The sequence below is a fragment of the Flagellimonas lutaonensis genome, from assembly GCF_000963865.1.
GTDB classification, from domain to species: domain Bacteria; phylum Bacteroidota; class Bacteroidia; order Flavobacteriales; family Flavobacteriaceae; genus Flagellimonas_A; species Flagellimonas_A lutaonensis.
The window spans coordinates 506978-520590 of sequence record NZ_CP011071.1 but is presented as its reverse complement, the minus strand read 5'-3'; the positions used below and the strand labels follow the sequence as shown (position 1 = coordinate 520590).

The 13613-nt window shown below is 44.0% G+C and carries 13 protein-coding genes; 12 read left to right on the top strand and 1 reads right to left on the bottom strand.

The window, feature by feature from the left end; all coding sequences use genetic code 11:
- Positions 1 to 14 precede the first annotated feature (14 nt).
- From VC82_RS02440 to VC82_RS02410, 7 genes are all read left to right on the top strand, one after another.
- Complete coding sequence (locus VC82_RS02440) at positions 15 to 587, top strand: nucleotide exchange factor GrpE (protein ID WP_045800968.1); 573 nt, start codon at positions 15 to 17, stop codon at positions 585 to 587.
- 9 nt (positions 588 to 596) lie between these two features.
- Positions 597 to 1706, top strand: a complete 1110-nt coding sequence (dnaJ, locus tag VC82_RS02435; RefSeq protein ID WP_045800967.1) for a molecular chaperone DnaJ — start codon at positions 597 to 599, stop codon at positions 1704 to 1706.
- Positions 1707 to 1904: 198 nt separating this feature from the next.
- On the top strand, positions 1905 to 2846 hold the full coding sequence (locus VC82_RS02430) for an ABC transporter ATP-binding protein (protein ID WP_179944603.1): 942 nt from the start codon (positions 1905 to 1907) through the stop codon (positions 2844 to 2846).
- Entirely contained in the window at positions 2834 to 4174 is a 1341-nt protein-coding gene (locus VC82_RS02425) for an ABC transporter permease (RefSeq protein WP_045800966.1), read from the top strand. Before VC82_RS02430 ends, VC82_RS02425 begins: the two co-directional genes overlap by 13 nt.
- A gap of 3 nt (positions 4175 to 4177) precedes the next feature.
- The gene (locus VC82_RS02420; protein ID WP_045800965.1) at positions 4178 to 5098 is read left to right on the top strand and encodes a mechanosensitive ion channel family protein; all 921 of its coding nucleotides are present in this window, start codon (positions 4178 to 4180) and stop codon (positions 5096 to 5098) included.
- Positions 5095 to 5973, top strand: coding sequence for a DUF6268 family outer membrane beta-barrel protein (locus tag VC82_RS02415; RefSeq protein ID WP_245615956.1), 879 nt, complete (start codon positions 5095 to 5097; stop codon positions 5971 to 5973). Before VC82_RS02420 ends, VC82_RS02415 begins: the two co-directional genes overlap by 4 nt.
- 9 nt (positions 5974 to 5982) lie before the next feature.
- Positions 5983 to 7146: a sigma-54-dependent transcriptional regulator gene (locus tag VC82_RS02410; RefSeq protein WP_045800964.1), complete on the top strand. Its 1164-nt coding sequence runs from the start codon at positions 5983 to 5985 to the stop codon at positions 7144 to 7146.
- A 2-nt stretch (positions 7147 to 7148) separates the two neighbouring features.
- On the opposite strand, the gene VC82_RS02405 is transcribed toward VC82_RS02410, so the two are convergent.
- On the bottom strand, positions 7149 to 7850 hold the full coding sequence (locus tag VC82_RS02405; RefSeq protein WP_045800963.1) for a hypothetical protein: 702 nt from the start codon (positions 7848 to 7850) through the stop codon (positions 7149 to 7151).
- Positions 7851 to 8034: 184 nt separating this feature from the next.
- Between VC82_RS02405 and VC82_RS02400 the strand changes: the two genes are divergently transcribed.
- From VC82_RS02400 to VC82_RS02380, 5 genes are all read left to right on the top strand, one after another.
- Positions 8035 to 8919 carry a PPK2 family polyphosphate kinase gene (locus tag VC82_RS02400; RefSeq protein WP_045800962.1) on the top strand — a complete coding sequence of 295 codons (885 nt, stop codon included), beginning with the start codon at positions 8035 to 8037 and terminating at the stop codon, positions 8917 to 8919.
- Positions 8916 to 10310 (top strand): M28 family peptidase, encoded by a 1395-nt coding sequence (locus VC82_RS02395; protein WP_045800961.1) that lies wholly within the window; start codon positions 8916 to 8918, stop codon positions 10308 to 10310. The genes VC82_RS02400 and VC82_RS02395 overlap by 4 nt, the downstream gene beginning before the upstream one ends.
- A gap of 897 nt (positions 10311 to 11207) precedes the next feature.
- The gene (locus VC82_RS02390; RefSeq protein WP_045800960.1) at positions 11208 to 11786 is read left to right on the top strand and encodes a hypothetical protein; all 579 of its coding nucleotides are present in this window, start codon (positions 11208 to 11210) and stop codon (positions 11784 to 11786) included.
- A 107-nt stretch (positions 11787 to 11893) separates the two neighbouring features.
- Entirely contained in the window at positions 11894 to 12835 is a 942-nt protein-coding gene (locus tag VC82_RS02385; protein ID WP_170218305.1) for a mechanosensitive ion channel family protein, read from the top strand.
- 17 nt (positions 12836 to 12852) lie between these two features.
- A complete protein-coding gene (locus tag VC82_RS02380) occupies positions 12853 to 13338 on the top strand; it encodes a hypothetical protein (RefSeq protein ID WP_045800959.1) in 486 nt (161 codons plus the stop codon).
- Positions 13339 to 13613: the final 275 nt, after the last annotated feature.

The window sequence follows — 13613 nt, the reverse complement described above, 5'->3', positions numbered from 1 at the left end:
TAAGAGAGAGACCTATGAGCAAAAAAAGTAAGGTTCAAGAGATGGAAGAAAACCAACAAGGGCAAAATATGGAGGATACCACCGTTGAAAACAATCCGGAAACGGTTGGGGAAAATGAACAACAAGATGCCGAAGCCTCTGCTGAGCAACAACTGCATGATGAGCTTGCCAAAGAAAAGGATAAGTTTTTGCGCCTTTTTGCGGAATTCGAAAACTTTAAGAAACGCACCTCAAAAGAGCGCATGGAGCTTTTCAAGACTGCTGGGCAAGAGGTCATGCTCGCCTTGCTGCCCGTGTTGGACGATTTTGACAGGGCCTTGAAGGAAATTTCAAAATCAGATGACCAAGAGCTTTTCAAGGGGGTCGAGCTTATCAATAATAAACTCCGTGAAACCCTTAAATCAAAGGGGTTAAAAGAAATTGATGTAAAAGAGGGAGATACCTTTGATCCTGAAGTTCATGATGCCATTACCCAAATTGCCGCACCCAACAAGAAGATGAAGGGCAAAATTATCGACGTGGTTGAAAAAGGTTTTATGTTGGGTGATAAGATCATCAGGCATCCCAAAGTAGTGGTTGGAAATTAACCTGTACCGATGAAACAAGACTATTACGAAATATTGGGGGTCTCAAAGAACGCCTCAGCAGCAGAGATAAAGAAGGCCTATCGAAAGAAAGCCTTGGAATACCACCCTGACAAAAATCCGGGAGATGCCAAAGCGGAAGAGATGTTCAAAAAATCTGCCGAGGCCTATGAGGTGTTGAGCGATCCAAACAAGCGTGCCAAGTACGACCAATTTGGCCATGCCGCCTTTGAAGGCGGTGGTTTTGGCGGTGGTGGAATGAACATGGAGGATATCTTCAGCCAGTTCGGTGATATCTTTGGCAGTGCTTTTGGCGGTGGCTTTGGTGGTTTCGGCGGTTTTGGTGGCCAACGCAGGGTAAAGGGCAGTAACCTGCGCATCAGGGTAAAACTGACCTTGGAAGAAGTGGCCAATGGAGTTGAAAAGAAAGTAAAAGTGCGCCGAAAGGTACAGGCAGACGGGGTCACATATAAAACATGCCCGACTTGTAATGGAAGCGGTCAGGTAACTAAAATTACCAATACCATTCTGGGCAGGATGCAGACATCGGCCACCTGCAATACCTGTGGAGGTGCCGGTCAGACCATCGATAAAAAACCCAATGATGCCGATGCACAGGGGCTCAAAGTGGCCGAAGAGACGGTTTCCATCAAAATACCGGCCGGTGTCGAAGACGGTATGCAGCTAAAGGTCTCTGGCAAAGGGAACGAGGCACTCGGCAATGGCGTGCCCGGCGATTTATTGGTGGCCATTGAGACCGTTGAACATGACACCCTAAAACGTGAGGGAGACAACCTTCACTATGATCTCTACATCAGTATTTCAGATGCGGTATTGGGTACTTCAAAAGAAATCGATACCGTTGGGGGCAAGGTGCGCATCAAATTGGAACCAGGAATACAATCGGGCAAGATACTGCGCTTGCGGGGCAAGGGAATTGCCAACCTGAACGGTTACGGCAGCGGTGATCTGCTCGTACATGTCAATGTATGGACACCGAAAGAGCTGACCAAAGAGCAAAGGGAGTTTTTCGAGCGTATGAGAAACGACCAGAATTTTGCGCCCAATCCTGAGAAATCTGACAAGTCTTTCTTTGAAAAAGTGAAAGATATGTTCTCATAATGTTTAACGTTCTGGTTTAAATAAAAAACGTATATTTGATTTCATATTGGGCAACCAATATTTAATTTTCTTTTTCATAGCAATTTTTTTCCCATCCTTGAATCCATTTAAGGGTGGGTTTTTGTTTTTTACACCACCTTGGCATTGCTTTAAGGTAAGTGATGCGCAAAGAGGATTATCTTTGAAAAAATTAACTGGATGAACCACATACTTGTTGCTGAATCGGTAACCAAGAATTATGGCGGGCACAAAGCCTTGAGCGAAGTGTCTTTGCAAATTCCAGAAAATTGTATCTACGGTTTATTGGGTCCGAACGGTGCCGGCAAGACCTCCTTGATACGGATCATCAACCAGATTACCCATCCCGATAGCGGCAACATCTTTTTCAATGGTGAGCCCTTGGCGCCCGAACATATTGGAATGATTGGGTATTTGCCCGAAGAACGAGGGCTCTACAAGAGCATGAAGGTGGGCGAGCAGGCCCTATATCTGGCCCAACTAAAGGGGTTGTCAAAGGCTGAGGCCAAAAAACGGTTGGATTATTGGTTCGAACGCTTGGAAATAGGCGACTGGTGGAACCGAAAAATACAGGAACTCTCTAAGGGCATGGCCCAAAAGATACAGTTTATCGTTACCGTACTGCACAAGCCCAAGCTGCTTATTTTTGATGAGCCTTTCAGCGGGTTCGACCCCATAAATGCCAATGTCATCAAAGACGAGATCTTGCGGCTTAAAGAACAGGGTGCTTCCATCATTTTTTCGACCCATCGTATGGAGTCGGTCGAAGAACTGTGCGAGCATATTGCCCTGCTGCACCAATCAGAAAAGATTTTGGACGGCCGGCTTGCCGATATCAAAAAGGCCTACAAGAAAAACATTTTTAAGGTAGGGCTGAAGACTACTGATGATTACCAAAGCAAACTGGCCCAACTCAACGGCCTGTTCGAACTCAAAGAGCAGCACTATGACAGTGCTGAAAAACAGCTCGATATGGTCTTGCAGCTTCCGACAGACGATACCTCGGCATTGTTGCAACAATTGGCGCGTTGCGGCAATGTTGTGCATTTCGAGGAGACCATACCCACGGCAAACGATATTTTCATCCAAACGGTCAAATCAAAAAGTACATGGGCAAATTAGGATTGATCATAAAGCGTGAATACCTGGCCAAGGTCAGAAACCGGTCGTTTATTGTCATGACCTTTTTGAGCCCCTTGCTGTTGGTGGCCATGGTATTGCTCATAGTCTATTTGACCGAAATCAATGACAGTGAAAAGCGGGTGATTTCCGTGTTGGATGAAAGCGGATTTTTTGTGGAACACTTCACCGCTTCCGATAACACATCCTATCTGCAAATAAGTGATATCGATTTGCAGGCGGCCAAAGATTCTACCCTGTCGTTAGGCTACTATGGCTTGTTGCACATTCCCCAAGCGGCGAATGTCGAAGCCGCCGCAAAAGGGGCGTTCTTGTTCACAAAAGACAATCCATCCACCTATATGTTGGATGAAATAGAGGACATCATACAAAATGAGCTTCGAAAAGAGCGTTTGACCTCGTTGGGCATCAGCTCAGAGCAGTTTGAAGAAGTTGAAAGAAATTTTGATTTGGGAACCTCGACCTTTGATGGCCGGCAGAACCTCAAGGGCATCAATGAGTTCAAGGCCTTTTTAGGGGGTGGTTTCGGCTATTTGATCATGATGTTCATCATTATTTACGGTGGATTTGTGATGCGTAGTGTGATAGAGGAAAAAACGAGCCGTATCATCGAGGTTATCATCTCATCGGTAAAACCTTTTCAATTGATGTTGGGCAAGATAATCGGCACCTCGTTGGCTGGGGTTACCCAATTCGCTATCTGGATATTTTCTGCAACCCTATTGTTGGTGGTAGCGGCCCTGTTTTTGGATGTTGATTTGACGGCCTTGAATTCTTCTCAGAACCTTGCCCTAAACGGTATGCCCGAGATGCAGTCACTTGCCACGGGCAATGAAAGTGAAATGCAGCGCTATGCCCAAGAGCTTTTTGATTTGCCGTGGGTAACCTTGTTGGTCTCGTTCATTGTATATTTCGTGCTGGGCTATCTGATATATAGCTCGATCTATGCGGCCATTGGGGCTGCCGTTGACAACGAGACCGATACCCAACAATTCATATTTCCGATAATATTGCCAATGATGTTGGCCATTTATGTCGGTTTCTTTTCGGTTTTTAGCAATCCGCATGGACCCATAGCCGTGGCCTTTTCCATATTTCCATTGACCTCGCCCATTGTCATGCTGATGCGGTTGCCCAGTGGAATAGGCGAGGGCGGGGTGCCCTTATGGCAATTGATCACCTCAATTCTGTTGTTAATCGTTACTTTTATAGGCATCGTATGGTTGGCGGCCAAGATTTACCGTGTGGGCATTCTCATGTATGGTAAAAAACCGACCTATCGCGAACTGCTCAAATGGCTTAAATACTAGCGGATGGTACAAGATCAAAACGAAGGCCTGAAAGAGGTCATCAAAGAAGATATTTGGGGCTCCATTAAAGAATTTCTTTCATGGGGTTTTCATTATGGCGAAGGTGATAGATCGGTTCATATTACGGTAGGGCTTTTGCTTTTGCTCATAACGGCCTTTATTGTGACTAGTTTTCTACTGAAAACCATTCGCCAGATTTTGACCAGAAAAATGGAGGCAGATGACAAATTGAAGTTCATTAGTGTCTTCAAGTTCATCAAATATGTGGTGTATGTGGCCGTGATTCTGCTTACCATGAGTGCTGCGGGTATCGACATCACCATTTTGATCACCGCCTCGGCCGCACTTTTTGTGGGACTTGGCCTGGCCTTACAAGAATTGTTTCAAGATGTTATTGCAGGCATTTTTATAATTATCGATAAATCACTTCAAATGGGTGATATTGTTGATGTGAACGGTAAAGTGGGCAAGGTCTTCGAAATCAAATTGCGGACCACTAGAGCCATCACCAGAGATGATAAGGTAATCATTATACCCAACCACAAGTTCATCAGCGATATCATATACAACTACACACAAAACCATAAGATGACCCGCGAAAGGGTGGCAGTGGGTGTGGCCTATGGAAGTGATGTGCAACTGGTGACCAAGTTATTGGAAGAAGTGGCCCACGAGCAGAAAGGGGTATTCAAAAACCCAAAGCCCTTTGTGCTCTTTGAAGATTTTGGCGATTCGGCACTTTTGTTCTCCATCAATTTCTTCACAAACGACAGTTTTGGCGATCCCAAGGTCAAAAGCTCGATTCGATATGCGATTGATGCAAAGTTTAGACAGCACAATGTTACCATTCCCTTTCCACAACGGGATGTTCACTTTTACCAGCACGAGCCCATCGATATTGCCTCAGCAGCAAAAAAACCATGATGCAAAACCGCCTTGTTCCAGTGTTGTTTTGCTGCATTTTGTTCGGTGTGTTGGGGCGGGCCCAGAGCACCGACCTGTTGCGTATCGATTATTTGCGAATACCCGAAAACAATTCAGGCATCGGCACGTCGCGGTACAAGGTATTGCTCAATGTGCCCATCAAATTGGGCAACGACGATTATTTTGTGATCGGTGGTGAGTACAATCGTTTTGAAATTGACTTCTCGCGGCCCCAACCCTTTGATACAGAGCAGATAGATGTTCTTCATGTGATGGACATGAACTTGGGCTATATCACCAGATGGAACGACAATTGGCGCCTTATTACCATTGCCACGCCCAGATTGGCCTCGAACCTTCTTGATGGCGTGGTCACCAAAGACTTCTTTATCAATGCCACGGCCACCCTATGGAAAGAGCGTATGGATGCCGAAGTACCATTCAGGTTGGTGCTGGGGCTTTCTTACAATAGTACCACGGGCCTTCCTTTTCCATTGCCCCTGATCAGCTATTACCGGCGGTTCCACCCAAAATGGTCTTACACCCTGGGCATTCCCCGTTCAAACTTCAAATATCATATTACAGACCGCCACACATTGCAATTGGCACTATTATTGGATGGATACTTTATCAACCTACAAGATGACATATTGTTGCCCGACGGCCGTATAGGCACCCGGATCTCGTTATCGACCCTGGTGGGCGCGGTGGGCTACCAGTTCAATCTCTCAAAGATGATGTCCTTCTATACTTTGCTGGGCGGCTCCATTGAACAAGAGGGCAAATTGAGGGATAACAAACGTGTCGATGTTTTTTTGTTGAATAGAGAGGCGAATCTTTATCTTAGGGGAGGATTCAAAATATCAATTTTTTAAAAGGATACTATGTCTAAAATTCTGGTAATCGAAGATGAGTCTGCCATTAGAAGGGTGTTGGTCAAGATACTGACCGAAGAAAGCGATTCGTACGAGGTGCAAGAGGCCGAAGATGGCCTGAAAGGGATGGAAATCATCAAAAAAGAGGACTTTGACCTGGTGCTCTGCGATATAAAAATGCCCAAGATGGACGGGGTCGAAGTATTGGAGGCTGCCCGTAAGGTAAAGCCTGAGATTCCCTTTATCATGATTTCTGGCCACGGCGACCTTGATACGGCTGTCAATACAATGCGTTTGGGTGCCTTTGACTACATCTCAAAACCACCAGATCTAAATCGCCTATTGACCACGGTTCGCAATGCCCTTGACCGCAAAGAACTGGTGGTCGAGAACAAGATTTTGAAGAAAAAGGTCAGTAAGAACTATGAGATGGTAGGAGAGAGCAAGCCCATTACCGCCATCAAAGATATGATTGAAAAAGTGGCCCCCACAGATGCCCGTGTATTGATCACTGGGTCAAATGGTACGGGTAAAGAATTGGTGGCCCATTGGATTCACCAAAAAAGTGCACGGTCTTCGGCGCCGTTTATCGAGGTGAACTGTGCCGCCATTCCCTCTGAACTGATAGAGAGCGAGCTGTTCGGCCATGTAAAAGGTGCCTTTACATCGGCTGTCAAAGATAGGGCGGGCAAGTTCGAGACGGCCAATAAGGGAACCATTTTTTTGGATGAAATCGGTGATATGAGCCTTTCGGCCCAAGCGAAGGTCTTACGCGCCCTTCAAGAGAACAAAATCTCACGGGTGGGCTCCGACAAGGATATCAAAGTAGATGTGCGCGTGGTAGCTGCCACCAACAAGGATTTGAAGAAAGAAATCGAGGAAGGCCGCTTTAGGGAAGACCTTTACCACCGTTTGGCGGTCATATTGATCCAGGTGCCCTCGTTGAACGAAAGACGTGACGATATACCCTTGCTGATAGAACATTTTGCGCAAAAAATAGCGGAAGAGCAGGGCATAGCGCCCAAGAAGTTTTCAAAAGGTGCCATCGAAATGTTGAAGGGATATGATTGGACCGGTAACATCAGAGAGCTGCGCAATGTGGTGGAACGCTTGATCATCTTGGGTGGCAAGGAAGTAAGTGAAGAAGATGTGAAGCTGTTTGCCAGCAAGTAGACTTAGTGGCAATCAACCAATTGCTTCAGGGCCCTATCGGTTATTTCAAACACCCGGTTGTGGTAGTATTGTTTTTTCTCCGTAAGGCTTGGATTGGCCAATTTGCCAATGGTTTGGTTCTGCATTCGTTCAATAAAGGGTCTTGCCTTTTCGCAGTCTACATTTTCAACAATACGTATCACCGAGTTTTCAAATTTGGTCAGGTGCTCTTCAATGCGCTGCATCGAAACCAATTGTCCCTCTTCGGCAGACAATACACTGGTCGGCAACCCGAGTTCATGCGTGTTCATGGTAAGATATTCGTCGCCATATTTACTATTTTTGTCCACGCCATAGGTTCTAAGGGCATTGATACCACTAAGGGTGTTCTGCATGGCAATCTGTAGAAAGACCTGTAAATCTTCAACAGTATGGGCCTTTGTGGCCTCCTTTAGATTTTCTGAAGCCAGATTGATATTGATAATGGCATCTTTACAACCACATTCTGAAAAGCTCTTTTTTGACTTATAGATGCTGTTCAACGCCCGGTAGGCGTAGTATTTCGATAATTTTAGGTCGGGTGCCTGTAGGGCCTCTTCGGTTTGCTCCTTGACGAACTGGATGTTCGAGTTGGCAAACTCACAAGCACTATAGGAACGGAAGGAAACCATGAGCCATAAGCCCAATAAGGACACCACAATAAGTATGATCCGTTTCTGTTTCATAACGCAAGATTTGGGACAATGCGCAATAAATGAACCCTAAAATTAAGCCGATGGCAAGCTTCCCAAAAAAAATATCGCCAAAAAGCCCAATTACGCTGTAAGCTGCAAAAAAGTGTCAAAAAATTCGACCAAATGCCGGTAGTGAAGCCAAAGGCGATACAGTGAAAATGTTTATATTTCCAAAATGGATAAAGTCGACATTACCGCATATCAAGTGACCGAGCCGGTCAAACTCTCACAACGCAATACCCACGAAGATTTTAATAAATCTGGTGACGAACTGAAAAAAGAGCTGAACGACATTAGAAAAGAACTGGCCGATTTTCAAGATACGTTATATGCCCATGGCAAATATGGTATATTGGTGTGCCTTCAGGGGATGGACACGGCGGGTAAGGACAGCCTTATACGCGAGGTGTTCAAAGACCTGAATGCCCGGGGCGTTGAGGTCCACAGCTTTAAGGTGCCCACAGAACTGGAACTGAGCCACGACTACCTTTGGCGACACTATATCGCCTTGCCCGAACGGGGCAAGTTCAGTGTGTTCAACCGAACCCATTACGAAAATGTACTGGTGACCAAGGTGCACCCACAGTACATACTTTCTGAGAATATTCCTGGTGTCGAAGCATTGGAAGATATCAATGATGGGTTTTGGGAAAAGCGCTACCGGCAAATAAACGACTTTGAAAGGCACATTGCCGAAAATGGCACAGTGGTGTTCAAGTTTTTTCTTCACCTGTCAAAGGAAGAGCAAAGACAGCGGTTGTTGAGGCGACTGAGGCTGAAGCGAAAGCATTGGAAATTTTCTCCGGGAGATTTAAAAGAACGAAAGCTATGGGAAAAGTACATGGAATGCTATGAGGAAGCCATCAACAAAACCTCGAAAGTACATGCCCCGTGGTTTGTAGTGCCCGCCGACGATAAAAAAGCGGCCCGCGTAATCGTGGCCTCCATTTTGCTACAGACGTTAAAAAAATACAAAGATGTCAAAGCCCCTGAGCTAGATGATGAAATAAAAGCTAATTTAGAATTGTATCGCGAACAGTTGGAAAAAGAAAAGGAATGAAAAAAACACTGTTGTTATTGCTCTTTTTAGGTTTCGGACTTCAAGCACAAACAGAAGATGAACAACAGATCAGGGCCATTTATGATGCCGCATTGACTGAGGGCAAGGCCTATTACTGGTTGAACCATCTTTCCAACCAAATCGGTGGCAGGCTTTCGGGCTCGGTACAGGCGCAGCAGGCCGTTGAATACACCAAAGAACAATTGGATTCTTTGGGCCTTGACCGGGTGTGGCTACAGCCCGTAATGGTGCCCAAATGGGTTCGGGGGGCACCTGAGTTTGCGTACGTAGAGACAAAACCGGGGCTTACCACCAACGTGCCCATCTGTGCGCTTGGTGGATCGGTGGCCACCCCAGAGGGCGGACTCAAGGCCCAAGTGGTTGAAGTACAGGGCATCGAAGACCTTTCGAAACTTGGACGGGAAAACATTGAGGGCAAAATAGTCTTTTACAACCGCCCGATGGATCCTACCTTGATCAATACATTCCAATCCTATTCCGGTTGCGTTGACCAGCGGTATTCAGGGGCGGCAGAAGCCGCAAAGTATGGGGCGGTGGGCGTTATCGTGCGCTCGATGACCCTTCGCCTAGATGACTATCCGCATACGGGCTCCATGAGCTATGGTGATACCCCTGTCGAAAAACGGATACCAGCCGCGGCTATCAGCACCAAGGGGGCCGAGCTTTTGAGCACTACCCTGAAGTTGGACCCAAATATCAATTTTTATTTTAGGCAGAATTGTCGGCAATTTCCTGATGTGCAATCGTATAATGTTATCGGCGAAATCCGCGGGAGCGAGCATCCCGAAGAAATCATGGTGGTCGGCGGTCATCTCGATTCTTGGGATCTGGGCGATGGCTCCCACGACGATGGGGCAGGCTGCGTGCAGAGTATGGAGGTGCTGCACCTTTTCAAAAAAATAGGTTACAGGCCCAAGCGTACCCTTCGTGTGGTACTCTTTATGAATGAAGAAAATGGTCTGCGAGGGGGCAACAAATATGCCGAGGTGGCCAAGAGCAAAAATGAGCAACACGTCTTCGCCTTGGAAAGCGATGCGGGCGGGTTTACCCCAAGGGGCTTCTCTTTTGATTGCGATGATGCCAATTTTGAACGGATACAGGGCTGGAAAAAGCTATTTGAACCGTATTTGATACATATGTTTGTTCGTGGGGGAAGTGGGGCCGATATTGGCCCTTTGAAAGACGAAGAACTTGTACTGGCGGGCCTACGGCCCGATTCGCAGCGCTATTTTGATCACCACCATGCCGAAAACGATACTTTTGAACATGTGAACAAACGCGAATTGGAACTCGGTGCGGCCACCATGGCTAGCTTGGTCTATTTGGTCGATAAATATGGCACCGTGCCACCTCGAAAGATAAAAGGATAGAAATCTAGATTTGTAGCTTACGTAAGTGATATTGCGGTCTATGCCTATACTTTTGAGCATTTCCAGCCCTTCTATCAGAAGATTTTCGATTCAAAAGAAGCCTTGTTTTAATCATTCTGTCAGTTTTATCACGAGGTGATTTGGTTATAAAGCGAGTTCTCGAATTACTTAAGTACAAAGCGTGTTTTTCGTCTAGCTCCCTTTCTTTATTTATAAGAAAGGGAGACTATCTAACCCTGTGCGCTCCAATTTCCTTTTCCCTATAAATTTTCTTGCACAGGCCTACCTTTTCAATCTTAAAAATTTAGAATTATGGAACCATCCATAAGTGTTCAAGTATTCCAAGAATCCATAAAAATACAAGATGATATTCTGTAAGATTTGGAATACTGTATGAAGGATTTAGGTAAGATCAATCTATTTGCAAAATGCCAAAATGCTATTCAAGAAATACTCCCATCAGTCATTTTTGTAAAGGGTGAGGCACTCTGGCTCTTTTGTAAAAAAGACATATCATGGAGTATCAAATAAATTTATAGGGTCTCAAAACAGTACTTGCTTAAAATTAGTAAGAAGCGATGTACAAGCATGGTTTTAATAACAGTATCCAGCAATTTTAGCGTGTATTGCATAGTTGATTCATCCAGATATGCTTTAGAAAAACTTTAAAACAAGCCTTAAAAAGTCATGGGTCTTGAGTAATAGCTAAGATTGGTTGCTCAGGGTGTTTTTTCTAGATAAAATATGGGGGTGCTTTATTCATTGAATGTATTTTTTCAAATGCCTATATGCGATTGTTTCACTAAATTGTGTGCTCAATAGTAGATATTCATTCAATTTCCATTGCGTGATTTTTGGGCAAATTCTGTAGAACCACCTTAAGTTTTTATTAATTATATGATTATAGATATAAAATTCAGTAGGCTACCTGCCTTGATTCTGATGGCAATTGTCTTAACGCTTGGCTATCTAGTCTTAAGGATTATATTCAATGGTTCTTCGCCCAACATCACTTTTGAACTGTTCGCAGCAATTTTGGGTTTTACACTGACTGCTTTGGTTACCTTTTTATTGCTTAACAAGCAAACAGAAGCAGAATTAAAAAAGGAAGAAAGTGTACTGTTTCTTAATCTTAAAATGAGCGTTTACCAAGAATTGTTACAGCAGCTTCAAGATGTCATCACCAAAAAAAAGATAAATAAAGAGGACATCATAGAGCTTAGACTCTTGAATCAGCGCATTTCGTTCGTAGCAAGTGCCGAGGTTTTGCAAGCCTTCAATGACTTTGTCAAATTCTTTGCACACCAGACAACAAAAGAAAATTTGGATGAAACGATTATAGACTCATTATTGGACGAAATGTCAAAATTAACCGTGTATATTCGGCGAGACCTATTTCAAGCTGATAAAAAAGAGTTGAAAGTTAGTGAGTTGCGACGGTTAATTTTGAGTAGTAATGATTTATTGGATTCATGAAGATGGAACATTTGACCTTTCTAAAAAATCAATATGCCCTAATAAGCTTAGCAATTTTTGTGGGCTTTCTGTTCGGGCAATTGGTTTTACGGCCCCTTTTAAAAAAAATGAGTCAGGTTTCTGACCGAAAAAGTTTGAGTTATTCTGGTGTTTTCTTTATGTCCCTTAGTAAAATTTCATTTCTGCTGGGCATTTTCTTGGCAGTTAACTTGCTTCAAATTCTCCCATCAGATATCAGTTTTGACAACTGGTTCAAAAAGTTGAAGATAAGCCTTAATGTATTCATATTAACCTATCTCATTGCCGAGCTGTTAGTCTATTTCTACGATAGCTACACAAAATCAAAATCTGGAAGGGCCACATCACTTTACCATATTATTATACGAATACTGACCTACATTTCTGGTTTGGTGGTTTTCACGAATCTGATTGGTTTTGAATTGGCACCAGTGCTCACCGCGTTGGGGGTTGGGGGGCTTGCCGTTGCCCTAGCCCTACAGGATACCTTGAGCAACCTATTTGCCGGGCTGCACATTTTAGCGGCAAGACAATTAAAGCCTGGGGATTATATAAAATTGGATTCCGGTGAAGAGGGTTATGTCGTCGATATCAATTGGCGTAATACCGAAGTCAAGACCCTATTGGAAAATGTAATAATCATTCCCAACTCAAAAATCTCGAGCTCCATAAGTACTAACTATTTCACATTACAAAAGAACATGTACTTTCAGGTCACCGTTGGGGTACATTACGATTCCAATCTGGAACATGTTGAAAAAGTGACTCTGGAAACCGCCAAAGAACTTATGGCGAAATATGCCCCCAATCTAAAGAATTTTGAGCCCAGGGTACGGTTTTTCGAATTCGGTGACAGCAGTATCAATATGAAGGTATGGCTGGCCACTGATTTGTATGAAAATCAGTTTCAGATGCGTCACGAATTTGTCAAAATGTTGCACAAACGATTCAACAAAGAAGGCATAGTCATTCCTTTTCCCATACGTACCTTGCACCTACCTGAAAGTTTAAGAATAGAATCGAATTCATAATTAAAATACAGTAAACCATGAAAAGAAGGCAAATTTATTTTATTCTGGTATTAATAGCCTGTAACTTTACATTGGGTTACGCGCAAAACCCATTCGAAGTTATAGAAGAGCCCCTACCTTATAGTAAAAAGGCGAGCAGTTTTACTATTAACATCATTGGGTACAACGAAGACTTCGTGATAAACGAGTGGCAGAAATACATCACTGATTTTTCAGGCTTAACCTATGTGACCGCAGTAAATAAGGGGGTGGTCGAAATGGAATCAAGTGGGGTGGTTTTTCCATTGCTGAACGATAATAAGGTAAACCTATACACCCGTTTTGCACCAAATAAGACTCTTACAGGCGTTCTGCTGACCGTATGGGTCCAAAAGTCAGATGGTACTTTCTTTTCGTCTGAATCTAGCAAAAAAGAAGCTGAACGTATTAAAGACTGGCTGTTTGAATTTCAGGATAAGATTAGACTACTCAATACGAGAATTAAATACCAGCAACGGTTTTGAGATGGTATTTCTTTAATCCAGATTTTCCAGAACTTATTTCATGTTTTTAAGAAAGAAAGATTAAGCATAAAGGAGTAGTTTACCCCTGCAACTCCACGATGTAAATGCATATTTTGACCTAGCAACTTGAGCGATTTTTAATTGAAAAGAAATCCCCGATGCCCTGCGTCGGGATTCCCATGTTTAAATCATTCTCAAGTGTCACCCTGAACGCACTCGAAGGGAAGGCGTAAATCTTAGCAATAGAATTTCGGTTTTGGCCTTTGGGTCAAAAT